Here is a 23,159-nt window from a genome sequence, read left to right on the forward strand (position 1 = left end):
GGCGGTCCGTCAGTGCTGCGCCCCGATGCGATGCCGGAGCCGGATGAATTTCTGTTCGATCGCACCGCCGCCGAGGTTCGGGTGAAGGATCGCGGTGGCGTTGATGAGCTGGGCGGCGTCGGCGAGCTGTCCCGCCCGAAAATAGGCGAGGGCCAGGCCGTAGCGGGTCTCGAACCAGGCGGGGGAGCCCGGCTGAAGCGTCTTCGACCGGAGCCGTTCGACGTCGATGGCCAGCTCGAAGGCCTCGAGGCGATTGTAGGTATCCGCCAGGTCGCGGAGCATGGAGTCGGACGCGTCGCGGGGGGGGCCGGCGGAGCTGCGGAACGCGGCGCGGGCCCCTCGCTCGTCGCCGAGGAAGAGGTGGGATCGGACGAGCCGCATCCGGAGCTCGGCACGCTCGCTGGGGGTCCACTTGTCCTCGTCGCCGTCCTGGACCATGGGCTGGACGAGGAACCGGATCACGAGCCCGAGCCGCCGCTCGTGGAGGGCTTCCTCGGCGTTCGAGGCACACTCGTCGAGGAGCCGCACCGCCTCGAAGAAGGGAGCGTGGGCCGACGCCTCCGCCCAGGTCGAATGCGCCTGAGCCTCGCGTTCGGCCTGGAGATAGGGCGGGCCGGTCTGGACGGTCGCGACCAGCCGGAGCAGCCGGGCGCGATAGCGATCCGCGGCTCGCATGGGCAAGGCCGTGATCCGATCGAGGCGTTCGAGCGCGGTCCGCGGATTGCCGACGACCGGGACCAGGTTGATCCGCGCATCGGCCAGCAGGAAGGCCGCGCGCTCGGCGTCGGTGCGAGCGAGCTTGAGGCCCTCCTCCAGGTGCTTCCGCGCCCGGTCGAAGCTCTCCTTGAGGATCGGCCGATCGGCGGTGGCGAGGAGCGCCTCGAGGTCGGCGACGTCGAGGTCGGCGAGCGCGAGCCGAGCGTCGAGCCAGCGCGTCGAGCCGACGGGGATCGCATCCCAGAGCGACCTGGCCCGGGGGTGATCCCCGGCGGCGCGGCTGAGGAGGGCCAGGAGCCAGCGTGCCTCGTCGGTGGATGGATCCTTGGGGAAGTCGCGGACCTGCTTCTCCAACGCCTCGGCGTACGAGGCCGCCGTCACGCCCCGCGCCCCCGACGCCAGGGCCCGCCCCCTGGCAAGTGCCACGAGCAGGCCGGCTCGGGGTCCGGCCGGGCCGGCCCTGGGGTCCGCGGCGACCCGGGCGCAGACGGCACCGGCGTCCGCATAGCGTCCCGCCTCGAAGAGGATCGCCCCGGCCTTGAGCCGATACCCGGCGGCCGCGGCGTGGTCGCCGGCATGGACGGCCCGATCCGCGGCACGGTCCTCGAGCTCGGCGGCCCGGGCGGGATCTCCCCGAACCTGGGCCGCGTCCGCGAGCAGGTCCCAGGCGGAGGCGGGATGACGCGCGTCCGGATTGAGGTCTTCAGCCCCCAGCGCCGCGAGCACTTGTCGGGCTTCGGGATTCTTCTTCGACCTCAGGCCCTCGAGCTCGCGAAACAGCTCCTGCTCGATGGCATATCGTGCGTCCCCGGCGGGCATGCCCGAAAGCTGGGCCAGTCCAAGACGAGCCAGCGCCGCGGCCTTCACGGCGTCATCCACCCGCGACGCCTTGATCTGGGCCTCCGCCTCGGACCACTTGTGGCGATCGGTCAGCACCAGGAGGCGCGCGACCAGCAGGTCACGCGGCGGTGGGGGCGGGGAGAGCCCCGCGGCGGCGGCGATGTCGGCGTCGGCCTCGTCGAGCCGGCCGGCTCGACGGAGGAGATCGGCGCGGAGGAGATGGCTGAAGCCCTTCAGCCCCACCTCGGACGGAGCGGGCGCCGTCCACTGGAGGGCCTCACCCTCGAGGAGCCTGCGGGGATGCGCCCCGGGCTCCTCGAGGCCCGCCCTGTCCGTGAGTGCTCGGGCGAGGCGGAACCGGACGTTGTCCGAGAGCGCGGCCTCGCCTTCGGCCGACGTGATGGCGCGAAGCCTGGCGATCGCGTCGTCGAGGGCGGCCACCGCCTCCTTGCGGGCCTTATCGTCGGTCGGGTAGAGGCTCCGATATTGCCGCCAGCTCTCCCCCTGGGCCCAGCGATAGACCGCCACCTGGAGCTGGAACTCGTGGGACCTCGGGTGGCCGGCGTTCTCGTCGTTGAATCCGGCGAGGACCGCGATGGCCCGGTTCCAGAGCAAGGCGCGTTCCTCGGGCGATCCGGTCCCCTTAGCCGACTCATCGAGGACCCCGGCCATCTCCATGACGGCCGACTCCCGCTGGCCGATCGAGAGCGTCGCGTCGTCGGCCAGCCGTTTCAGGTCCGCCAGGCGGATCGCCAGCGGGCTGTTCGCGGGCGGGTCCTGCCGGTCCGCGGCGAGCGGGATCACGACGGCCCAGACAAGGAGCGGGATCATACCATCTCCGTGACCCTGTCGGGCCGGTCGCGAGGATTGTCGCGAGTCAATGGTGAGCCGGCAAGGCCTCGGGCTCCAGGCCGCTGCCCGCGCCCGGCTTGCCGAATTGCTCTTCCTTGAACAGGAGCCCGAAGACGAGCATGCAGAAGAGGGTCAGGAGGAACGGCCCCATCCAGATGCCGTGCCAGTTCTCCACGGCCTTCCCCTCCACGGTCTCCGTGAAGTAGCTGCGGATGGGGCCGGTGAGGACGCTGCCCAGGACCGTTCCCATGCCGTAGACCACGAAGATGAGCAAGCTCTGGGCCGAGGCCTTGATGTCCTTCGACGCCGCCCGATCGACGTACATCTGGGCGACGACGAAGAAGAATCCGAAGGCGAAGCCGTGGAGGGCGATGGTCGAGATCATCAGCCAGAACGGGTAGCCGAGGGCAGAGAACCCGAATCGCATGGCCCAGGCGCCGGCACCGATCAGCATGGTCGTCTTGATCCCGAATCGCGAGACCGCCACCGGGACGAGCAGCATGATGACGGCCTCGGAGATCTGGCCGATGGTCATGTAGGCGCCGGTCTGCGCCGGATTCACGCCGATCGCCTCCAGGAAGTAGTTCTCGCAGGCGAAGTAGAACGCCAGCATGATCCCGACCAGGCCGGAAACGATGACCAGGACCGCGAACGACCGGTATTCCATGAGCTCCAGGCTCTCCAGGACGGCCGATCGCTTGTCGATCGGGTCGGTCTCCCTGGCGGGCAGCGGGGGCGTGTGGGGCAGGATGAGGCAGTAGAGCGCGTAGAGGATCGAGAACAGGCCGGAGACCCTCAGGCAGTCGCGATACGACGGCTCGCCCACGAACGGGATGGCGAAGATCGACTTGAGCAACGGGACGACCGACGCCCGCCAGGTCGAGAGGAAGCTCTCGAACGCCCCGTGGGCGCCGACGAGGTCGAAGAGCGACTGGTAGAAGGAGAGCTTGTCGTACTCGAGATAGCCGGCGAAGAAGAGCCCGGCGGCAATCCAGCCGACGGTCCCCCAGAAGCGGATCCTGGGGAAGAGGTGCTGATTCTCCTCGCCGAGGTTCCGGAAGGCGAGCGAGTTGGACAGGGCCATCGTCGGCATGTAGAGATTGCAGTAGATCAGCAGCGTGATGAAAATCGGCCAGGCCGTGGTGAGGTAGGCGGAGAGGATCAGCAGCAGGCCGCCGACGAAATGGGCCGCGGCCATCACCCGCTCGGTCGCGAAGTACCGGTCGGCGAGCTGCCCCAGGACGAACGGCCCGAGGATCGAGCCGAAGCCGTAGACCGTGAAGATCCAGCCGATCGCGTAGTTGCTCAGCTTGAGGTCGTTGGGCCCGAGGTGCTGCGCCAGCATCGGGAGCCAGATCCCCCAGACGAAGTACTGGAGGAACATCATCATCGAGAGCCTGGCGCGGGTGGCGAAAGTCATCGGGTATCTCGCGAGGATGGATCGAGAGAAGTTCGGGTGCGACCGGCGCGGTCGGGGAGAGGGAAGGCCGGGCTGCGTCGATCAAGAATTTACCGTCCGGCCCGCGGCATCGCCATGGGGTTCTCGCCCGATCTCTCGCCCCGGATGCCCCTTGAGGAGTCCGACCAGGCGGGCGGCCAGCGCGGCACATGTATTCGCGCGGGCATGCTCATGTCGGAGCGACGCCCGGCCATCGTCCGAGCTTCTCGCGAGGATCCGCCGGACGGCCGCGAGGAACGCATCGGCATCCTCGACGACATCGAACAGATGCCCGTAGAGCCGGCACTCCGGGATCGCCGTGGCGACGATCGGCCGGCCCGAGCCGAGCCCGTCGGCGATCTTCGTCGGCGAGCAGGCCACGTTGAAGGGATGAGTGGTGAGATACGGGATCAGGTTCACGTCGAAGGCCGCGTAATAGGACGGGAGCTCGGCCTGCGGTCGCCACCCGATGGCGTGCACGTTTCGCCGCGAGAGCAGGGAGTCGAGGCTCCCCCGCCAGTCCCCGCCCGATCGGGCCCCCGGGACCGTGCCGACCAGGACGATCGATGCGCCGGGCAGGGCATCGGCCAGGCGATCCATGAGGTCCCAGTCCACCCTCGATTCGATCGACCCGACGTAGCCGAGCAGCGGGCGAGGGAGCGAGGCAAGGTCCCGGGGGGGCGCCGTCGGCCGACTCCGCGGCTCATCGGCCAGGAATGCCGTCGGCGTACCATGCGGGAGGTGGTGAATTCGCCCCGCCATCCGGGGGAAGGCCTGGCGGAGTTCCTCGGCCCGATAGGCGGAGACGCAGACCGTCGCGTCGGCCCCCTGGACGAGTCGCCGCTCGAGCTCCCGGACCTCGTCGGCCTGCTTCGGCCAGTAGAGCGCGTAGTCGTCGAGGTTGTAGTAGAGCGTGCGGTCTGCGTCCAGGCCCGGGAGCAGGTGTAGATAATGGGGATAGGTGAGGATCAGGCCCCGGCGATCCTCGCGTCTGGACCGCCAGAAGCCCCGGATCGCCCGGCCGATGGGGCGCATCCCGACGCGCGGATATCGCTTCATCCAGCCGCTCGGGAGGACCATGTCGCGGGCGAACGACCGGACACCCCAGTGGTGAGTGCGACAGGTCGGAGACCAGGGGAAGAGCCCCTTCCGCCAGCCGTTGACGAAGTCCATGCACCGCAGGGCGAGCAGGACCGACGACTCGTCATCAAGCTCCCGAAAGAGGCTCTCGGTCGTGAACCAGTTGATGTCGGCGACGGCCACGGCCCAGGGCGTCGGGCCGGCCTCGGAGAACCCCGCGTGCTCCGTCATCGCCCCTCCGTCAAGGCACGACGGTGGCAAACGTCTTGAGCTTGGCCGCCGGCTCGTCCTTCATGTCGGTCTCGATGGTGAGGACCGAGTGATAGGGACCGGGCTGTTCCGGCGCCTTGAAGGTCAGCGTGACGAGGTGCGAAGCCTTGGCCCCCTCGGCCGCTTCCCTGGTCTCGAGCCCACCTTCGTCGGCCGCCATCTTGGTGATCGAGAAGGCCTGGGCCGACTTCACGAGTACCGTCTTCGTGACCGATTGGCCCGGCTTGACGCCGCCGAAGTTGATGATCGACGGCGTCACCGCGACGGCGCTCTGGACGTTGGCGACGACGGAGATCGGGATCGTCTGCATGTTCGGGTCGTTGGTGATCAGGGTGATCTCGTCCTTGAGGAACCCGTTGTCGACGCCGGGCTGGAGCGTCGCGGTCAGCGAGTAGGACGAGTAGCCCTCGGCCGTCCGTCCCAGGTCGCGGAGCTCCGCCTTCACTTTGGAGGTCTGGGTCTTCATCTTGGTGACAGCCCAGCCTGGCTGGCCCCCGGCGTAGGTGATCGTCAGCGAGGCGGGGGCCATCTGGTCGGACCGGCGAACGATGCCGAAATCGAGCTGGCCGGGGCTGGTGACCAGGTCGCCGCGGATGAAGCAGGTCAGGTTCAGCTCCACCTCGACGAAGGAGGGACGGTCGAAGATGACCGTCAGGCCGGAGGGCTTATAGCCGACGAACTTGGTCGTATCGATGGTGGCCTCGATCGTCGTCTGCGTCCCAGGGGGGATGAGCTTGGCCCCGACGCTGACGTTGGTGCAGCCGCACTTCGTCCGCCAGTCGACGATCCGGAGCTCCTGGTCCGTCCGATTCACGATCGGGAACCGGTGGACGATCTGCGACCCGCGCGCGACCGTGCCGAAGTCATAGGCCCGCTCCGGGAGCGCCGCGTTGACCCAGTCCAGGCCCTGGCCGCGGGCCGCCTGGCCGAGGACCGCGACCGCCACGATTCCGCAGAGCAAAATCCGCCGCATCGACCTGACTCCTTCCCACCCGCCCGATTGGCATCTCGACGGCCCTTCCCCTCGGACCACGCGTCCCATTCTACCCGCACCGCCAATCATGAAGCCATCCGTACCGATCTGTTCAGGGTTGGTGGCCGGGTCGCGAGTGGACGGGAATATCGCCGATCACCGAAGGCGAGGTGTGGTGCTGGATCCGAACGTGATCTCCACCGTGGATCGGCCGCGCGAGTCCGGCCACTCCAGCCAAAGCCGGCCGGGGGCGGGACCGGGTGCGGGGATTGACGCCTTTGTCGATCGCGCGATGCGGCCCGAGGCCGGTGCCTCGAAGGGCGTCGGCCTTGCCGTGCCAGGGGCGTGCCTTTACGCTGGGGGGTTGCCGCGGCGGGGATCGCCGCGCCGTCGCACCGGTCATGACACTCGGAGTCCGTCGATGGTCGTATTCTCGAAGCTCCTCGGGCGATGCCGGACGGTGATCGCTCTCCTGGCCTCGGTCGGTTCGCCGATGGTCGCGACGGTCGCCCGGGCCCAGGCCCCGGCGCCTCCGGAGTCGCCCCGGCTGGCGGAGTACTTCGGGTTCCTGCCGCTGGAAGTCTACAAGTTCGAGCGCCGGATCAGCAGCCTCGCCGTCCGCGACCTCGACGGTGACCGGACCGGCGACGTCATCTTCAGCAACAATGCCCGGTCGCGGATCGACCTGTTGCTCAGCGGCAAGCCGCCCGCCGGAGACGCCGAGGCGCGGCCGTTTCGCAAGGATCCGAACGACCTCGAGTTCGACCGCCGGATGCGGCCCGTCAACATCCCCGTCAACAAGGAGGTCGTGAGCCTGGACACGGGCGACTTCAACGGCGACGGCAAGCTCGACATCGTCTACTACGGCACCCCCGCCGAGGTGGAGATCCTCTACAACGAAGGCGAGGGGCGGTTCGTCTCCGGCAAGAAGATCACCACCGGAGAGGCCGTCGAGTCCGCCAATGCGCTGGTCGCCGGCGACCTCAACCAGGATGGCCGGGACGACATCGCCCTGCTCGCCGAGAATGACCTGATCCTCATCTACCAGACCGCGCCGGGGACATTCACCGAGCCGGAGAAGGTGCCCCATACCGCGAGCGGGCCGAGGATGCTCAAGCTGGTGGACATGGACGGCAACGGGGCACCCGACCTCGTCATCCTGGACGGCGGCAACGATCAGCCGGTCCACATCCGGCTCGCCACCGACGAGAAGAAGCTCGGCCCCGAGCAGCGGTTCCAGGTGGAGAGCCCGCGAGCCATCGCCTTCGGCCAGATCGACGGCGTCGGCGGCCAGGAGCTCCTGACCATCGAGGGGCAGTCCGGGCGGGGTCGCGTCCTGACGCTGGACGACTCCGAGGCCGATGAGCAGAACCGCTGGGGCCGCCTGATCTTCTTTGGGCTCTCGCAGGGGGGCGACCGGGGCCGCTCGATCGCCGTCGGCGACCTGGACGGCGACAAGCGGAAGGACGTGGTCGTCTCGGATCCGTCCAACGCCCAGTTCTGGCTCTACCGCCAGAGTGCCCGCAACGGCCTCAACGCGGGCCAGTCCTTCCCCGGCCTGCTGGGCGGCCGGACCATCCGCCTGGCCGACCTGGATGGCGACGGCAAGGACGAGCTCTACGTCCTCTCCGACCAGGAGAAGCAGGTCGGGCGGAGCGTCCTCGACGGCGGCCGGATCGGCTTCCCGGCCCCCTTGCCGATCGTGGGAGAGCCCATCGCGCTCGAGCTCGCGGACCTGGACGGCGACCGCGTGCCCGAGATCCTGACCATCGCCAGGACCAAGTCCTCCGCCGGCACCGATGCCTTCGAGCTCCGCGCGCTGAAGCGCGAGCCCGCGGGCAGCTTCCGCCCCTTCCGCTGGGGGCAGGCCGAGTCGGTCGCCGTATCGAGCCCGACCGGGCCCCCGTCGGCCATGCAGGCCCTCGACGTCAATTCCGACGGGCTCACCGATCTCCTGGTCTTCACCGGCTACGGGCCGCCGACGCTCCTGATCGGCCGCAAGGACGCCCCGCCGACGCCGTTCACCGGCAGCCTGGGCCCCATGGCCGCCGCCAGCCCCGCCGGCCTGTCGCTCGGCGAGCTCAACGGCCCGGCGATCCTCGTCGCCCAGAACACGTTCGCGCGCAAGCTCCGGCTGGACGCGAAGGGGCAATGGGAGATCGCCGAGCAGTACAATTCCGGCCGCAGCTCCGCCCAGATCCAGGGGGCCGCGGCCATCGACGTGGACGGCGACGGCAAGAAGGAGGTCGTGCTCTACGACCGTGCCAGCAAGTCGCTCCTCTTCCTGAACCTCAAGGAGGGCGTCTATCGGCCCGCCGGGACGCTCGCCGTCGGCGCGCTCTCCTTCGAGGGTCTCCGCGTCGCGGACCTCGACGGCGACGGCCGGGATGACCTCCTGATCGCCGGGTCGGAACGATTCGGCGTCCTCCAGACCGGTCGCAAGGGGCTCCGGCTCAAGTCGATCGCGAGCTTCGAGTCGAAGCGGAACGAGGCGAGGCTCTCCGATCTCGTCGCCGGAGACCTCAACGCCGACGGCGTCCCCGACGTCCTCTACACCGACGTCGCCGAGCAGATGATCGAGATCGCCACCTACGCGGGCGACCCCACGCTCCTGCCGGCCCTGGGCTTCAAGCTCTTCGAACGCAAGCTCTACCGGGCCAACAGCGACGGCGCGGAGCCGCGCGACATCGCGGTCGGCGACGTGGACGGCGACGGACGGCTCGACGTGGTGATGATCGCCCATGACCGGATCCTGATCCTTCGCCAGGACCCCGGGCCGGGGAAGAAGGACCATCAGGCCGCTTCCCGGACCACCAACCCGGCCGGCTGACGGCGGACGGCCGGCGACCGGCCCGAGAAATCGGCATCGCCCGCACAACCGCTCAAGTTGCGCGACGATCCGGCCGATCCAGAGGATGATGCCGATCCTCGCGATCGCGCCGGGCGTTCGTATTCCGCCCGGTGGGCGGCGACATTCGATCATCAGTCTCCGGAGGGGGCCCACGGATGGGACGCGGTGCAAACGATTCTCCACGGATGGGTTACTTCGCGGCGACGGTCATGCTCGTGCTGGCGGTCCTGTTCCCGATCGCGCTCATGGTCTTCGACCCGGACCTCATGTTCCGCCGGGGCTGGGAGCAATACGTCGGCACGGGAATCTACTTCTGGGCCGTCTTCACCCTGGCCCGCGAGCTCCGGACGCTCTGGCAGAACGAGCAGGCCTTCGCCGACGCCCCCAGGCTCCTCCAGTACATCGGGGGGATGCTCCAGAAGGCCAGGAGACAGGCCGCCGACGGGGAGAACGCCAGCGACGGCCCGGCGGCGCCTTCCCCCCTGGCGGCGGCCGTCGCCAATGACGGCCGGATCCTCCATGTCCGCGTCCGCCGGCTGGTGGGATACGTCCGGGAGACGCACACGCCCTCGGCGGCCCAGCTCATGGAGGTGAATCGCGAGACCTCCGGCCTGGACCAGGAGGAGGTCGCCGGCCGATTCACGCTCACCCGCTATATTCTCTATCTCCTCCCCGTGATCGGGTTCATCGGGACCGTCGAGGGGATCTCGAAGGCCCTGATGAAGATCAGCGTGGTCCTCCCGCTGGTCAAGGACCTGGACGCCTTCATGGGCAACCTGACGGGGGTGACCTCGGCCCTGCAGGTCGCCTTCGACAGCACGCTGCTGGCCCTCTTCCTGAGCGCCGCGCTGATGCTGGTGCAGACGATCGTCTATCGGAAGTCCGAGGCCTTGCTGGGCCGCGTGGACGGCTGGGTCGTGGAGCATGTCCTGCCCGGCGTGGGGACCAGGGACCCGTTCGCGGATCGGCTGGATGAGGCGATCGGCCCGCACCTCGATCGGCTGCGGAACGAGCTGGCGACGATCCTGGCCCCGGCCGCGCAGGCGATGCGGGCGGAGGCGGAGAAGATCGGCCAGAGCCTTGAAGCGCCGGTGGCCCAACTGGCGGCCTCGATGGAACGCCTGCCCGCGTCGATGACGGCCTTCCAGCAGGGTGCCGCGTCGATCGGCCGCGTCGGCGAGGAGCTGACCTCGATCCGCGAGCTCGGCGACGCGACCCGCCGAGGGGCGGCGTCCCTGTCCCGGATCGAGACGGCCCTGGCACAGACCGACACCTCGGATCCCCAGCTCGAGGAGATCCGCCGCGGGCTCGATCGCGCCACGGTCGCCATCGAGAGCCTGTCCACCTCGTTCGCCGCGGCCTACGAGAAATCGAGCCGGACGACGCAGGAACAGCTCGCCCGCACGCTGAACAGCCTCAAGGATGCCCTCGAGCTGATCAACGTCAGCATGGAGCAGGGCAATTCGCTCTACCGGAACATCGTCAAGAAGATGTTCGACGAGCGGACCGGCGGCACCCGGGCCGCCTGAGCGCCGGTGATGGGTCACTGAACGGCCGACGGCCTCCCCCGTCCGTCCATCGGGGCGGTGGAGACGTCGGCGAGGCGGGTCATCCGAGGACCGAACGATGCGACGGAATCGACGGGGCGGCGGCCACGGGCTGGAATTCGGCGGCTCGGGCGAGGACTCCTTCGTCGCGGTGGTCGTCACCAAGCTGACGGGAGCCCTGCTGTTCATCCTGGTCCTGACCATGGTGATCATGGCGCTCCTGCCGAAGGCGGCGGACCTCGTCCCGCCCGGCGCGAAGGGGGAGGCGAACGGCGACGGCGAACGCCCACCGCTGGCGATCTCGACACCCGAAACCTTGCCGGAGGCGATCGCGGGCCGCCCCTATACCGTCGCGCTGGCGGCGACGGGGGGCCGAGGGCCGCTCCGCTGGTCGGTCGACGGCGAGCTGCCGGACGGACTGGCCTTCGATGCCGCATCGGGGGTCCTTCAGGGGACGCCCGCGAAGGGGACTCCCCAGCCGTTGACCCTGGCGATCCGGGTGAGCGCCGGGGATGAGGTGGCGACCCGGGCCGCCCGGCTCCTGGTGTTCCAGAGCGACCGCCCGCTCTCCACCCCCGCCTGGTGGAAGCCCGGCATCCCGCCGATCCCCTGGCGGGAGTGGCTGGACCACGGCATCGGGTTCCTCGTCCTCTGGCTGGTCCACCTCGTCGGCATGAATGCCATCGCCGGCCTGGAACGGAGCCGCGGGTCCGACGATGTTTCCGTGGATGCATCCGGCACCCTCCTCCTGACCAGGCGGTTCGCGGGCTATCGCATCCTGATGCGGATCGGCACGCTCTCCGCGACCGTCGCGCTGGCGGCCTGGCTCTGGGGGGCACGCTGAGGGGAGGGACGGAGCCGCCCTGGGTTCTTCTCTCACGCCGCGGGACGAAATGCCTGCCGCGGGGAAGATCGGCTGTCCACTTGGCCCGCGAATACCGCTAGAATGGGATGGGAAGTGCCGAGAGCGGGATCGTGCGCACCGTGGGCATCGATCGCGCGAGCGGCCCGGGGCGGCATCGAGGAGCTTCAGCATGTCTCGCACTCGATTGATCTTGGTCATGGCGGGGCTGATCGTCGCCGTGACGGTTGACAGCGTCGGCACGTTCGGCCAGCCGCCCCAGGGTCGTGGTGGATTCGGTGGCGGCCGTGGGGGCGCCGGCGGTGGCGGCCGCGGCAACAATGGCGGCGGCGGCGGTCGCGGCGGGCAGAATGCCGCCAACCAGCAGCAGCCGACGATCCCGCTGATGGGGCTGATCGAGTTGGCCCAGAATGACTACGTGCAGGAAGTGCTCAAGGTCACCGACAACCAGAAGCAGTCCCTCAAGAAGCTGGCCGACGACCAGCAGACTCGCGGCAAGGAGTCGATGCAACGGCTCCGTCAGCAGGCCGATCAGGCGACCACCCGCGCCCAGGCTGAGGCGCAGGCCCTGGCGCAGCAGCAGATGATGGCGGCCCAGGCCAACGCCGCGAATAACCAGGGACGCGCGGACGGCTCCACCCTGTCGAGCCAGATCAACGGATATGCCTTCTCCAACTACGGGATGAACCAGAATCAGGTCGATCCGATGGCCCTGCAGCAGGCCGCCGCGATGCAGGGACAGATGGCCTCGAACGAGATCCGGTCCCAGAGCTGGATGATGATGCGGCAGGCGATGCGGCGGATGGAGGAAGCCTCGGATCAGCAGGTGGCCCGCGTCCTGGACCGGAACCAGATGAAGCGGATCCGCGAGATCCAGCTCCAGGTCAACGGCGCCGCCTCGGTGCTTCGCGATGATGTCGCGGAGAAGATCGAGCTCGCGCCGGAGCAGGCGGGCGAGATCCAGCAGACCCTCCAGGAAAGCTCGCGGCTGAAGCGCGACGTCGCCATGCGCACGAGCCAGGCCCTGCGCGGGCTCACGCCGCAGGCCGCGGGCCAGGGTGATCGCGGCGGACGCCGCGGCAACAACGGGCAGCCGGCCGCGGCTCCCGACGACGCCACCCTGAAGAAGGCCCTCGAGAAGCCCGACGTGAAGGCCAAGGTCGAGGAGGCCAAGAAGGCGAACGTCCAGGTTCGCGATCGGGAGTACACCCAGGTCTTCAAGGCCATGGACCGCCGCCAGGTCTCCACCTTCAGGAAGATGCTGGGCCAGCCCTTCGACGTCGACGCGATGAACAACCCGCTGTTCCGCGCCCTCGCACGCGAGAAGGCCGACAAACCCGACGCCAAGGACGGCGACAAGGCCGCGGCCAAGGCGGACGACGCCAAGCCGGGGGCCGACAAGTCGAATGCGACGGCCAAGGCCGGGGACGATGCCGCGAAGCCGGCCGGCTCGGCCAAGAAGCCCAGCCTCAGGCAGCGTCGCGGGCTGGACCAGCAGCCCACGCAGGACCCGTCCTCTCCGAACTGAGCCCGAGAGGATCCTCGGACCGGGGCCTGCAAGGCCAGCCGTCCCTATCGGTCGAGCTTGGCCTTCTCGGAATCCCCGCCTGCTCGTATAAGGTGGCCATCAATTCGGCCGGCGGCCCGGATGTCCGGGCCGGCGGCCGGAGAGGAATCGGTCGCGACCGGATGCGCGGTGGGCCGGAGGGAGCCGGGACATGGTGGACGGTCGAATGAGGCTTCGAGCCTTGATTCTGGGAATCATGCTCCCGTGTCTGAACGCGATCGCCGCCTCCTCGTCCGCCGAGGACTGGAGCCTGCCCGATAGCCGCATCGGGACTCGCACGGCACCGTTGCTTCTCCTGTCCAGGCCGGATGTTCAGGCTGAGCTCAAGCTGGAACCGCCCCAGGTCTCGGGAGTGCAGAAGGTCATCGGCGATCTCACCCGGCGGGGACTGGCCCTCCGGGGCAAGACCGGGGCGGATGTCATCGCCGAACGACGGGCCATCGATCAGGCACAGCTCGACTGGCTCAGCGAGAACCTCAGCCGGAACCAGCTCGACCGTCTCCAGCAGATCGAAATCCAGTGGGAAGGCCCGTCCGCGATGCTCAGCCGGCCCCGGGTCGGAGAGTACCTGAAGCTATCGGACCAGCAACGGCGAGCACTCGCCCAGATCCTGTCGGAGCGGGCGGCCGTCGCCAACCTGGACGCCGCCAGGCGGAGGACGCAGGGACTGGCCCTCGAGGAAAGGGCCCAGGCACTGCTTTCATCCTCCCAGCGCGAGCTCTGGTCCCAGCTCGTCGGCTCCCCGCTGGCGTGTTTTCAATCGGGACCGAACGCGACCCGCGACCCGGCCACGCAACGGGCCGGACACACGACCGTCAAGCCCTGAGCCGTCAGTCCTGTTCCCCTGAACTCTCGACGGGCTCCTCGGCTTCGACGCGGCGGAAGCGGAAATCGCAGTAGGCTGCGCCTTCCATCAGCGTTTGCGTCCTGGTCAGCCGGATGTCGGGACTGAAACCCTCCGCGAGGGCGAAATCTCGCTGACAGGAGAGGCTGGCACCCAGGTCCGCCATCCCGAGGGCCCGGTACAACTCCGCATAACGGCACCGCGTGACGTTGAACGACAGCCGATCGGCCGTTTGCTCTTCGATCACCATTTCGAGCGCACCGTTCTCCCGCCACCGGTCGAGGGCTCCGGCGAACGCGGACAGCGAATGCTCGCCGAGCGACCTGGCCAGGTCCGCTCCGCCTTGCCTGGCCAGATCGGAGATCACCCCCTTGAGGATGCTCAGGGCTCGTTCCGGCCCGAGTTCCGCGGCGAAGGCCCTGACGACGGGGCCCACGATTCGTGCCTCGATCTCCCTCTGCTGGAGCAACGGTATCCGTGGCGTTTCCTTAGTCATTGGTCCCCCCTGATTGATCGGCTTCCCGCGCACCCATGGGCTCCGAAGTCCGCCGGCCTGGCGGCCTCGCTCCCGGATCCGAGATGCTGCATACTACAGGGGTCTTCCATCGCGCGACTGCCCCATTGCGGTGCCTTCAACCCCATGTGGATCCGACCATTACTCTGGCTGGCCCTCGGCCTCCTCGTCGGACGGCTCTGGATGACCGATCCGGGTCGCTGGTCGGGACGAGCGGTCCGGGCGGGCCAGTCCCTCGAGGCGAACGTTCCCTACAAGTCCGACCTGCGGATCTCGATCCTGGCCGCCGAGGAGCCAGGATCGACGAATCCCTCCGCCTCAATCGGCCTTCGGAAGGCGATACTCGCCGTCCACGGCGGCGACTGGATCGGCGGTTCGAGCGCAGATTATGTCCTCCAGCTCGGTCGCCTCGCCGAGCATGGTTACGTCCTTTTCGCGGCGGACTACAGCCTGGCCAGGCCCGGCCAACCGAGCTGGCCGGCCGCGATCGACGACCTGAGGGAATCCGTCCGATGGATTCGTCGGAACGCCGTCCGCTACCGCGTCGATCCCGACCGAATCGCGATCGTGGGCAGCGGAGCGGGCGGACACCTGGCGCTCATCCTGGGCCATGAGCTCGCGGCGGACGCCGGCAACGCGATGAAGGTGCAGGCCGTCGTGTCCCTTTACGGCCCGACCGACCTCGAGGGCCTGATCCTCGACCGACAGCACGGCCACGAAGCTGTGCGGACCTTTCTCGGCGGCGGCCATTCGACGGCCCTCGAGACGGCGAGGGCCGCCTCCCCGATCCGCCAGGTCGATCGGTCCTCGCCTCCCACCTTGCTCATTCATGGCCTCGACGACGCCTGGGTGGGGCCCGAGCATTCGATCACCTATGCGCGGGCGCTTCGCGATGCGGGCGTGTTCCACCGGCTACTCCTCATCCCAGCGGCCCGCCACGGATTCGAGCTGCAGCTTGGACCACCGAGCTCGGAGGACCTCCTCCCCGCCGTGCTGGACTTTCTCTCAGTCTCATGGCAGACTGGCTTGCCCAAATCCACTGATCTTCCGACCTTATCAGATTAGTGGTTTCAGCAGCACCCGAGTCGACAACCAGGAATACAACGTGCTGTTCGTTTGGCCATTCATGAGTGGCGTGAGCTCACGATCCGTCAGGTGTCGTGAATCCGCAGGTCGATTTCGCAGGTCTCGCCGCTTCCGTCCCGCCGGACAGCTCGGACTCGAGGACAGGACGTTGTGCTCGGTTGGCTCTGGTTCGTCCTGGATCTCCTTGCCGACCGGAACCGGTATGATCGGGACGCGGCCGAGCCAGCTTCTCACAACGGGCCGGGTGAGGTTTCAGGACCGCGCTGGAACCGGTGGGAAATCCGATCTCGGCGGCGCTCGAGTGAATCGGAAGGCGGATGCCGTGGATCCGGCCGCGGGTTCCATGGCGGTCTATCGGAACATCGTCTACACCTCGAACGCCGGACGAGTTCAGAAGCTGGATGTCTATGTCCCGGGAGGGGACGTACCGCCGGGCGGCCGACCGGTCATCCTGGCGATTCACGGCGGCGGCTGGAGGAAGCGTACCAAGGACGATTACGGGGCCCGGGTCGCCTCCGCGTTCCTCTCGGAGGGCTTCGTCGTCGTCGCGCCCAACTATCAGCTTTCTCGCAAGGGACAGCCGAGCTGGCCGGTGAATCTCGAGCAGGTTGAGACGGCCGTCGACTGGATCAAGGGCCGGGCGAGCCAGTATGGCATCAATCCCGCCAGGGTGGTCGCGATGGGGGAGTCGGCGGGGGCGAATCTGGCGGAACTGCTGGGCACTCCGCCTCGATCCGACGCAGAGAACAACTCATCCGGCATGGTTTCTGCGGTCAGTGCTGTGGTGGCGTTTTCCGGCCCGTCGGACCTGAATTCCCTCTACAAGGCGAGCCCTCGAGCGGGGGCCGCCGCGGCGAGGTTCCTCGGCGGTACACCCTCCCAGGTGCCCGACCTCTACTCGGCCGCCTCTCCCGCCTTGCAGGAAAGGAAGGGGGGAGTGCCGATGTTCCTGGTTCATGGAGCGGTCGATGATCTCGTCCCCCTGGCGCAGTCGATGGAAATGGCGGCGGCGCTGAAACAGTTTGAAATCCCCTACCAGCTCGTGGTCCTGCCGGGCCTGGGGCATGATCTCGACTTCCCGGTGGGGACGCCACGCAATCTGATTCCCCAGATCCTTGAATTCCTTGCGGGGACCTGGAAGGATAAGGAAAGCCAATCCCTAACTTCTTAAGATTCGAGTGATGGAACCGGAACGCCGCTGGCCAGGGGCGTTCCGATCGTCGTCATTGATGGAGGCGACGTCGTGGCGACTGGTATTCATGCCGGCGACGTGATGATCGATATCCCGGAGGAGCTCGACTACACGATCTCCCCCGAGGTGATCGACCCGGTCCTCCAGACCGCGGCCGATCGGCCGGCCCTCGACACGCTCCCCTCCACGCCCGACCCGGCCGCGGACCATGAATCTCCGGAGCTGGTGCGAAGGCGGCAGGACGTCGAGCTCAAGCACGACCGGATCCGGGCCTACCTCGACGCCACCGACCAGGAAGCGGTCGTGCTCGGGAGGTCGGACTCGGTCTCCTGGTTCAGCTCCGGCGGCGAGCTCGGGCAGGGCCTCGGGTCGGATCTGAGTTGCGTCCTGCTGTTCATCAACCGGACCTCGCGTGCGGTCATCTCGGACAACGTCCAGAGCAGCCGGGTATTCGAGGAAGAGCTTGCGGGGCTTGGTTTTCAGCTCAAGGAACGTCCCTGGTACAACGATCCGTTTCGGACCGTCGCGGAGCTCTGCCACAACCGCCGTGTCGGCTGCGACCTGGGCGGAGCGGAATCCCACCCCTGGCGGAAGGAGCCGTCGCCCCTCAAGGAGCTGAGGAAGTGCCTCACCCCCCTGGAGCGGCAGCGACTCCGCGAGCTCGGCCGGACGCTGAGCCTGGCCGTCGAGGCGACCTGCCGGAACTTCGATCGGGGCGAGCGGGAGGCCGACGTGGCCGGGCACCTCGCCCACCGGCTCCTTCGCGAGGGTGTCACGCCCGTTTCCCTCCGCGTCGCGAGCGATGACCGCCTGGAACGCTATCGGGAGGCCACCTCGAGGGCCGGTCCGATCGAGCGGCGGGCGACCATCGCGGTGACGGGTCGCCGGTTCGGCCTCTGTGCCTCCGTGACCAGGACCGTCTGTTTCGGCCAGCCGGATGCCGACTTCAGTCGGGACCAGAACCTCGCCACGATGGTCGGTGCGACCTACATCTTCTTCTCCAGACCCGGCCAGACCGTCGCCGACGCCTTCCGGCGTGGGAAGCGGATCTTCGAGAAGTTCAACGCTCCTCACGAATGGATGCTCGACTACCAGGGCGTCGTGCTCGGTTATTCGCCCCGGGAGATGATCCTCACCCCGGATTCGGAGGCCATCCTCGAGCCCAACATGGCGCTCTGCTGGAGCCCGAGCGTCCGATCGGCGCGTTCGGAGGATACGATCGTCATCGATTCTCGGGGCTACGAGGTCGTCACCGCGGCGCAGAACTGGCCGCAGGTCGAGGTCTCCGTGAAGGGATACGCGATGATGCGACCCGGCGTCCTGATCCGCTGAACGGCTCGACGCCGAGCTTGAACCGGCCCTGGAACCAAACGCATCCGCGGATGGCGTTCGAACTTTCCCGCGGAGGCGCTCGAAGTACAATTATCCTGACTGCTGGCCGGTGCTCTCTCGGGTCACGTAAGGATCGACCGAACTCATGATCAAATCCTGGAAAATTGGGCGGGTTGCGGGGATCGACCTCTACCTTCATCCCTCTTTCCTGCTGCTCCTCCTGCCGTTGCTCATGGGCAGCGGTCTCTCCCTCAACCTTCTGGTCTCTATCTGCTTCCTGATCCTCCTGTTCGGGTGCATCGTCCTCCACGAGCTGGGACATGCGCTCATGGCGAGGCGATTCGGGATCGGCACCCTCGATATCACCCTCTCACCAATCGGCGGCGTCGCGCGGCTCGAGCGGTTGCCACGCGCACCGGGGGCGGAGATCCTCATCGCCCTCGCCGGTCCGGCCGTGACCTTCGCGATTGTCCTTGGCCTTTTTGGCCTGCAGATTTTCGGACTCCTCGACGGCGGAGACAACTCGGCGCTCGGCGATCTGGGCACCAGTCTTCTGATCGTCAACCTGGTCCTGGGCCTGTTCAACCTGATCCCGGCGTTCCCGATGGACGGCGGACGGGTGCTCCGTGCCGTGCTAAGCGGTTGGCTCGGCCGGGTCCGGGCCACCTCGATCGCGGCGACCATCGGCCGGGCCGCCGCTCTGGCCTTCGGCGTGTACGGCCTCGTTAATCTCAATCTGCTCTACGTGGCGCTCGCCGCCTATCTCTACATCGTGGCCGCCGCGGAAGAGGGCGGGGTGATTGCGGAGGAGCGACGGCGAGGCTTCGATGCTCCGAGAGGCGATATCTGGGCCGCGCCTCCCGGCTATCACTGGGTCCACCGCGGAGACGGCGTCTGGCAGCTAGCGCCCATCGTGGTGAGGTCGGGCGCGTCGCATGCCGGCTCGACACGATGGACACACTGAGGCCGGTCGTGGAGCTCGGCGTCTCCGAGGCTTTTGAGATCCTGATCGAGCGCCTCGGCGTCGATCCGGCCTCCCTGCCCCCGCTCGACGCGATCGAGAACGAGGACTGGGGGAGGGATCTGCTCCTGGAGCGATTCCTCGCGATCCCGGGCGAGGTCCTCGCCGCGCACGGGCTGCGATTGGAAGACTAGAACTTCGTCACAGGTTGATTTGGGACAGGCAGGAATGCCTGTCCTCCGAAATCGCCGACTCGCCGGGCCGAGAAGCCTGGGGACGGACATTCCTGTCTCTACCGCGACCCGAATTCGGTTCATCCGGCGGAAGCGCGCGCCGGGAGATTCGCGACGCCACTCCTTGACATGGGGAATTGTTGAGTTGGAGGCCCCCGATCTTGTAGGGTGTGTCAAGCGAAGCGCAGACGCACCGGATCGGCGCGGCCTTGGAAATCACGATGGCTCCCCTCTTGGGCAGGCCATGCGAGCATGGACTCGCCCGCTCGTACCCCATGAATCGGCGGTCCGGTGCGTCTGCGCTTCGCTTGACACACCCTACAAAAGATCCGCATGCCCACGCCCGTGGATGGCGGATTTCCGAGCCCGGCGCGCGCTTCGGCCGGATGAGCCCCGAATTCTCGATGTTCACGGGGCACCAGGCTACCGCGGGAACGGACGGTGCTCAGGCCGGCAAGGACTCGGGCTGAAGCCGGGAAACCAGGTACATGACCGGGTTGCCCAGCCGTTGTGATAGGCTCGCCAGTCGGTCCATGCGTCCCGCCCTCCTGCAGAGCTCGGGCAACCCCGGGCAGGACAGGGCTTCCGGCGCAATCGAGGCCAGGAATTCCGTGGCGACGTCGAGGGCTTCGTCGTGGCGTCCGATCCGCGTCAGGAGGTTCACCAGGAGCTGCGCGGGGATCGTGGAATCGAGGTCATCCGGGGCATCCGGTTGTAACTTCGACCGGAGCAAGTCGATCGCCGGTTGAGGGTCATCGCCGAGCAGAGCTTTGAGGTAGAGCCGATGATCCTCGAATGTCCGTTCGAAAGGGGGAGCGCCCTCGAACTGGAGCCGGGGGGAGAGTCTCCGACCGTACTCGGCGAGGTCCACGGCCAGGCCGAGGAGCTCGGGATCGCTGACCAGGATCGAATACCGGACCGCGGCCCCCAGATGGGAGACATCCACGTGGTAGGCCTGATCCGCGAAGATCTCGTCGCGGCCGTCGATCAGGCCCAGGAGCGAGGGGCCCGGAGTGACGTCCAGCCCTCGACCGGCGAGATCGGCGGTCAGATTGGCGTGGAGCTCGCGATGGAGATGCCGGACCAGGCGTCCGATGCAGTCCGCCTGGACCGAGGGGTCGGCCGGTGGGGCCTGCTCCAGGGCGGTGATCGCGGAGCACGTCCCGTAGTGGTCGAGGATGAGCTCGAATCCCCGGAGCGGATTCGCCCCCTGCTGGAAGGCCACGTCGATGATCCTCCCGACCAGCTCCGGATCCTCGGGAGCGACGAAACGGTCCAGCGCCGAGGTGACGGGCTCCGGCTCTCCGATGGCCCGGAAGTATGACCAGGCCGCGGGGATCTCCCCCGCGGCGAGCAGCTTCGACCCCACCTGGCGGATGGCATCGACGTAACGCTCCTCGAACCGGGTCCGGGCCGGTTCCGTCAATCCCGCGAGCGAGCTGAGCGGAATCAGGGGGAGCCCCAGCTCGTGCCGAGCCTTCAGGAGCAAGGCGTCGAGGAGCGCGCGATGGTCGGCCGCGCCGTCGATCTGGGCGATCAGCGCGTCGATGGCGGCCGCGGGGCCCGCCTGAGTGAGGGTCCGGTCCAGGACCTCGAACGGAGAAGTCGTCATCGAGCGAGGCCTCTCATTCCGCATCCGCCTTGGAGGGATTCGCCGCGGTCGCCGGCGCGCCCGGGGGATCGGCATCGAGCCGGGCGCCCATCGAGTGCTTCCAGGTCTCCCAGCACCTCGAGCGGTAGCAGTTGACGATCGCGTCCCGGGCCTCCTCCAGCGAATCGGTGAGGACCAGGAGGTTCAGGTCCTCCGGGGAGATCGCCTTCCGCTCGAGCAGAGTGGAGACGATCCAGTCCATCAGGCCCTTCCAGTAAGCCTTGTCGTAGAGGATGATCGGGAACCGGCTGATCTTCCTGGTCTGCACGAGCGTGAGGGACTCGAACAGCTCGTCGAGGGTCCCGAACCCGCCCGGGAAGATGACGAACCCTTCCGAGAACTTGACGAACATCGTCTTGCGGACGAAAAAGTAGCGGAAGTTCACCGAGAGGTCCAGGTACGGGTTGCTGTACTGCTCGAAGGGGAGCTCGATGTTGCAGCCGATCGAGTATCCGCCGGCCTCCTGAGCCCCCCGGTTCGCCGCCTCCATGATACCCGGACCACCCCCCGTGATCACGGCGAAACCCGCCTCCGCGAGCAGTTGGCCGAGCCTCCGAGCGGCCGCGTAGGCGGGATGATCCTCGCCGAAACGAGCCGACCCGAAGACGGCCGCCGCCGCCCCCACCCCGGCCAGGGCGTTGATGCCGTAGACGAATTCGCTCTGGATCCGGAGCACTCGCCACGGCTCGGTATGCGTGAATGCACCCAGCGAATCGAGGTGTGGGACCGGCTCCGCGGGCAAGATCCGATTGAGGAGCTGCTCATCCTCGGTGATGACGGGCCGCTTCGTCCTCGGCAGGCCGGGCCTGCGCTTGACCGACTCGGAGACACCGCGTTCGTCCGTCAAGTCCTGACGTGACTGGCCGTTCGGAGAATTCGAGACTTCCATCAATGGCTTCCGACGGGAGGGGAGAGGGGGGACGCCACTGCGCCCCGGCGACGACATGGCCGGTTCCGCGGCGAGGCTCCAGCCTCGGCCCCAACCGAGGAGCGCCGCCCATCGAGGCGGCCCGCACGCGAGGCAACAGATCATTCTAGGGGCCTCTCCGGGTCGAGGCCATGATTGCTCGGCGAATACTCGGATCCGAAGCCGTAGGCCGAAAACTCCTCGCTTGTGTAGAATGATCGGCGATCAACCCCCCGACGCCACCGCCCCGGACGGTCTCCTCGATGCCCACCCCGACCGAAACCCACGTTCCCTCCCCGCGACTCGACCCGCTTCAGGAAAGCCCGTTCCTGAAGGCATGTCGCCGCCAGCCCGCCCCCGTGACGCCGGTCTGGTTGATGCGCCAGGCGGGCCGTTACATGGCCGAGTACCGGACCCTGAGATCGAAGGTCGGATTCCTGGAACTCTGCAAGAGCCCGGAGCTTGCGACCGAGGTCACCGTGACCGCGGCGGAGGTCCTGGGCGTCGACGCGGCGATCCTCTTCGCGGACATCCTCCTGATCCTGGAGCCGCTCGGGTTCCACCTGGAGTTCGCCAAGGGGGAAGGGCCGGTGATCCACAACCCGGTCCGCACCGCCGCCGACGTGGACCGCGTCGGGACACTCGACACGCCGGCACCGCTCTCGTTCGTCGCCGAGGCCGTCCGCTCGATCCGGGCCGCGCTCGCGCCGAGCACGCCGCTCATCGGCTTTGCCGGGGCGCCCTTCACGCTGGCCTGCTATGCCATCGAGGGAGGCGGCTCGCGGCATTACGAGACGGCAAAGTCGTTCATGTACCGCGATCCGGGGGCCTGGGACAGCCTCATGTCGCGGCTCGTCGATGCGACCGCCATCTACCTGAATTCCCAGGTCGCCGCGGGCGCCCAGGCCGTGCAGCTTTTCGATAGCTGGGTCGGGAATCTCAGCCCGGCGGACTACCGTCGTTTCGTCCAGCCCCACATGCGGCGCCTGTTTAGCATGCTCGATCCGAGCGTGCCCTCGATTCACTTCGGGACCGATACCGGATCCCTGCTCCTCCTCCAGCGGGAGGCCGGCGGCTCCGTCATCGGGCTCGACTGGCGGGTGGAGCTCGATGAGGCCTGGTCCCGGCTCGGTCCTGATGTGGCCGTGCAGGGCAACCTCGACCCCGTCGTCCTGTTCGCCCCGATCCCAGAGATCGAACGCCAGGTGCGGCGGATCCTCGACCAGGCCGGCGGCCGGCCCGGTCACATCTTCAACCTGGGTCATGGCATCCTCCCCCAGACCCCCGTGGATCACGTCAAGGCCCTGATCGATCTGGTCCATGAGTGCTCCGGCAACCGCTGATTGGCTCGCATGACACTCACGGGCTCAGTCATGCACCAATCCCAGAGAAAATGAAATCTCGTTCGAGTTTTGAGGAGAGAGGCTCGATGGCCGGCGGTT

18 protein-coding genes are annotated in these 23,159 nt (G+C 67.9%); 11 read left to right on the forward strand and 7 right to left on the reverse strand.

Going from position 1 to position 23,159, the window contains the following annotated elements; all coding sequences use genetic code 11:
• Nucleotides 1–9: 9 nt before the first annotated feature.
• The 4 genes from G6O54_RS05465 to G6O54_RS05480 all read right to left on the reverse strand — a co-directional run bounded on the left by G6O54_RS05465 (nucleotide 10) and on the right by G6O54_RS05480 (nucleotide 6,170).
• Nucleotides 10–2,388: an ATP-binding protein gene (locus G6O54_RS05465; protein ID WP_165221278.1), complete on the reverse strand. Its 2,379-nt coding sequence runs from the start codon at nucleotides 2,386–2,388 to the stop codon at nucleotides 10–12.
• Between the two features lie 46 nt (nucleotides 2,389–2,434).
• The gene (locus G6O54_RS05470) at nucleotides 2,435–3,829 is read right to left on the reverse strand and encodes an MFS transporter (RefSeq protein WP_165221281.1); all 1,395 of its coding nucleotides are present in this window, start codon (nucleotides 3,827–3,829) and stop codon (nucleotides 2,435–2,437) included.
• 81 nt (nucleotides 3,830–3,910) lie between these two features.
• On the reverse strand, nucleotides 3,911–5,158 hold the full coding sequence (locus G6O54_RS05475; RefSeq protein WP_165221284.1) for a glycosyltransferase: 1,248 nt from the start codon (nucleotides 5,156–5,158) through the stop codon (nucleotides 3,911–3,913).
• 10 nt (nucleotides 5,159–5,168) lie between these two features.
• Nucleotides 5,169–6,170 carry a DUF1573 domain-containing protein gene (locus G6O54_RS05480; protein ID WP_165221287.1) on the reverse strand — a complete coding sequence of 334 codons (1,002 nt, stop codon included), beginning with the start codon at nucleotides 6,168–6,170 and terminating at the stop codon, nucleotides 5,169–5,171.
• 421 nt (nucleotides 6,171–6,591) lie between these two features.
• On the opposite strand from G6O54_RS05480, the gene G6O54_RS05485 reads away from it, so the two are divergent.
• The 5 genes from G6O54_RS05485 to G6O54_RS05505 all read left to right on the forward strand — a co-directional run bounded on the left by G6O54_RS05485 (nucleotide 6,592) and on the right by G6O54_RS05505 (nucleotide 13,823).
• Nucleotides 6,592–9,000: an FG-GAP repeat domain-containing protein gene (locus G6O54_RS05485; protein WP_250846731.1), complete on the forward strand. Its 2,409-nt coding sequence runs from the start codon at nucleotides 6,592–6,594 to the stop codon at nucleotides 8,998–9,000.
• A 206-nt stretch (nucleotides 9,001–9,206) separates the two neighbouring features.
• On the forward strand, nucleotides 9,207–10,550 hold the full coding sequence (locus tag G6O54_RS05490) for a MotA/TolQ/ExbB proton channel family protein (RefSeq protein ID WP_250846732.1): 1,344 nt from the start codon (nucleotides 9,207–9,209) through the stop codon (nucleotides 10,548–10,550).
• Between the two features lie 97 nt (nucleotides 10,551–10,647).
• On the forward strand, nucleotides 10,648–11,412 hold the full coding sequence (locus tag G6O54_RS05495) for an Ig domain-containing protein (protein ID WP_165221291.1): 765 nt from the start codon (nucleotides 10,648–10,650) through the stop codon (nucleotides 11,410–11,412).
• Between the two features lie 190 nt (nucleotides 11,413–11,602).
• Nucleotides 11,603–12,958 carry a hypothetical protein gene (locus G6O54_RS05500; RefSeq protein ID WP_165221184.1) on the forward strand — a complete coding sequence of 452 codons (1,356 nt, stop codon included), beginning with the start codon at nucleotides 11,603–11,605 and terminating at the stop codon, nucleotides 12,956–12,958.
• 220 nt (nucleotides 12,959–13,178) lie between these two features.
• Nucleotides 13,179–13,823 (forward strand): hypothetical protein, encoded by a 645-nt coding sequence (locus G6O54_RS05505; protein WP_165221293.1) that lies wholly within the window; start codon nucleotides 13,179–13,181, stop codon nucleotides 13,821–13,823.
• Between the two features lie 4 nt (nucleotides 13,824–13,827).
• Here G6O54_RS05505 and G6O54_RS05510 read toward each other — a convergent pair whose 3' ends face one another.
• The gene (locus G6O54_RS05510) at nucleotides 13,828–14,337 is read right to left on the reverse strand and encodes an L-2-amino-thiazoline-4-carboxylic acid hydrolase (protein ID WP_165221295.1); all 510 of its coding nucleotides are present in this window, start codon (nucleotides 14,335–14,337) and stop codon (nucleotides 13,828–13,830) included.
• A 144-nt stretch (nucleotides 14,338–14,481) separates the two neighbouring features.
• Here G6O54_RS05510 and G6O54_RS05515 point away from each other — a divergent pair, with 144 nt between their 5' ends.
• The 5 genes from G6O54_RS05515 to G6O54_RS05535 all read left to right on the forward strand — a co-directional run bounded on the left by G6O54_RS05515 (nucleotide 14,482) and on the right by G6O54_RS05535 (nucleotide 19,120).
• Nucleotides 14,482–15,420 (forward strand): alpha/beta hydrolase, encoded by a 939-nt coding sequence (locus G6O54_RS05515; protein WP_165221297.1) that lies wholly within the window; start codon nucleotides 14,482–14,484, stop codon nucleotides 15,418–15,420.
• Nucleotides 15,421–15,742: 322 nt separating this feature from the next.
• Nucleotides 15,743–16,612 (forward strand): alpha/beta hydrolase, encoded by an 870-nt coding sequence (locus G6O54_RS05520; RefSeq protein ID WP_165221300.1) that lies wholly within the window; start codon nucleotides 15,743–15,745, stop codon nucleotides 16,610–16,612.
• 72 nt (nucleotides 16,613–16,684) lie between these two features.
• Nucleotides 16,685–17,965, forward strand: a complete 1,281-nt coding sequence (locus G6O54_RS05525; RefSeq protein WP_250846733.1) for a M24 family metallopeptidase — start codon at nucleotides 16,685–16,687, stop codon at nucleotides 17,963–17,965.
• Nucleotides 17,966–18,197: 232 nt separating this feature from the next.
• The gene (locus G6O54_RS05530) at nucleotides 18,198–18,929 is read left to right on the forward strand and encodes a site-2 protease family protein (RefSeq protein WP_256368969.1); all 732 of its coding nucleotides are present in this window, start codon (nucleotides 18,198–18,200) and stop codon (nucleotides 18,927–18,929) included.
• On the forward strand, nucleotides 18,917–19,120 hold the full coding sequence (locus G6O54_RS05535; RefSeq protein WP_165221306.1) for a hypothetical protein: 204 nt from the start codon (nucleotides 18,917–18,919) through the stop codon (nucleotides 19,118–19,120). Before G6O54_RS05530 ends, G6O54_RS05535 begins: the two co-directional genes overlap by 13 nt.
• A 484-nt stretch (nucleotides 19,121–19,604) precedes the next feature.
• Here G6O54_RS05535 and G6O54_RS05540 read toward each other — a convergent pair whose 3' ends face one another.
• Nucleotides 19,605–20,771 carry a hypothetical protein gene (locus tag G6O54_RS05540; RefSeq protein ID WP_165221309.1) on the reverse strand — a complete coding sequence of 389 codons (1,167 nt, stop codon included), beginning with the start codon at nucleotides 20,769–20,771 and terminating at the stop codon, nucleotides 19,605–19,607.
• 13 nt (nucleotides 20,772–20,784) lie between these two features.
• Nucleotides 20,785–21,699: an LOG family protein gene (locus G6O54_RS05545; protein WP_165221312.1), complete on the reverse strand. Its 915-nt coding sequence runs from the start codon at nucleotides 21,697–21,699 to the stop codon at nucleotides 20,785–20,787.
• 281 nt (nucleotides 21,700–21,980) lie between these two features.
• Between G6O54_RS05545 and hemE the strand changes: the two genes are divergently transcribed.
• Nucleotides 21,981–23,060 carry a uroporphyrinogen decarboxylase gene (gene hemE / locus G6O54_RS05550; protein ID WP_165221315.1) on the forward strand — a complete coding sequence of 360 codons (1,080 nt, stop codon included), beginning with the start codon at nucleotides 21,981–21,983 and terminating at the stop codon, nucleotides 23,058–23,060.
• The last annotated feature ends 99 nt before the right edge of the window (nucleotides 23,061–23,159 follow it).

The sequence above is a fragment of the Aquisphaera insulae genome (genome assembly GCF_011064615.1).
GTDB classification, from domain to species: Bacteria; Planctomycetota; Planctomycetia; order Isosphaerales; family Isosphaeraceae; genus Aquisphaera; species Aquisphaera insulae.

What these genes read in the sequence shown, in the direction of transcription:
- G6O54_RS05465 (WP_165221278.1), bottom strand. Translation starts at nt 2,388, where the DNA reads ATGATCCCGCTCCTTGTCTGGGCCGTCGTGATCCCGCTCGCCGCGGAC.
- G6O54_RS05470 (WP_165221281.1), bottom strand. Translation starts at nt 3,829, where the DNA reads ATGACTTTCGCCACCCGCGCCAGGCTCTCGATGATGATGTTCCTCCAG.
- G6O54_RS05475 (WP_165221284.1), bottom strand. Translation starts at nt 5,158, where the DNA reads ATGACGGAGCACGCGGGGTTCTCCGAGGCCGGCCCGACGCCCTGGGCC.
- G6O54_RS05480 (WP_165221287.1), bottom strand. Translation starts at nt 6,170, where the DNA reads ATGCGGCGGATTTTGCTCTGCGGAATCGTGGCGGTCGCGGTCCTCGGC.
- G6O54_RS05485 (WP_250846731.1), top strand. Translation starts at nt 6,592, where the DNA reads ATGGTCGTATTCTCGAAGCTCCTCGGGCGATGCCGGACGGTGATCGCT.
- G6O54_RS05490 (WP_250846732.1), top strand. Translation starts at nt 9,207, where the DNA reads ATGGGTTACTTCGCGGCGACGGTCATGCTCGTGCTGGCGGTCCTGTTC.
- G6O54_RS05495 (WP_165221291.1), top strand. Translation starts at nt 10,648, where the DNA reads ATGCGACGGAATCGACGGGGCGGCGGCCACGGGCTGGAATTCGGCGGC.
- G6O54_RS05500 (WP_165221184.1), top strand. Translation starts at nt 11,603, where the DNA reads ATGTCTCGCACTCGATTGATCTTGGTCATGGCGGGGCTGATCGTCGCC.
- G6O54_RS05510 (WP_165221295.1), bottom strand. Translation starts at nt 14,337, where the DNA reads ATGACTAAGGAAACGCCACGGATACCGTTGCTCCAGCAGAGGGAGATC.
- G6O54_RS05515 (WP_165221297.1), top strand. Translation starts at nt 14,482, where the DNA reads ATGTGGATCCGACCATTACTCTGGCTGGCCCTCGGCCTCCTCGTCGGA.
- G6O54_RS05530 (WP_256368969.1), top strand. Translation starts at nt 18,198, where the DNA reads ATGGGCAGCGGTCTCTCCCTCAACCTTCTGGTCTCTATCTGCTTCCTG.
- G6O54_RS05535 (WP_165221306.1), top strand. Translation starts at nt 18,917, where the DNA reads ATGGACACACTGAGGCCGGTCGTGGAGCTCGGCGTCTCCGAGGCTTTT.
- G6O54_RS05540 (WP_165221309.1), bottom strand. Translation starts at nt 20,771, where the DNA reads ATGACGACTTCTCCGTTCGAGGTCCTGGACCGGACCCTCACTCAGGCG.
- G6O54_RS05545 (WP_165221312.1), bottom strand. Translation starts at nt 21,699, where the DNA reads ATGGAAGTCTCGAATTCTCCGAACGGCCAGTCACGTCAGGACTTGACG.
- hemE (WP_165221315.1), top strand. Translation starts at nt 21,981, where the DNA reads ATGCCCACCCCGACCGAAACCCACGTTCCCTCCCCGCGACTCGACCCG.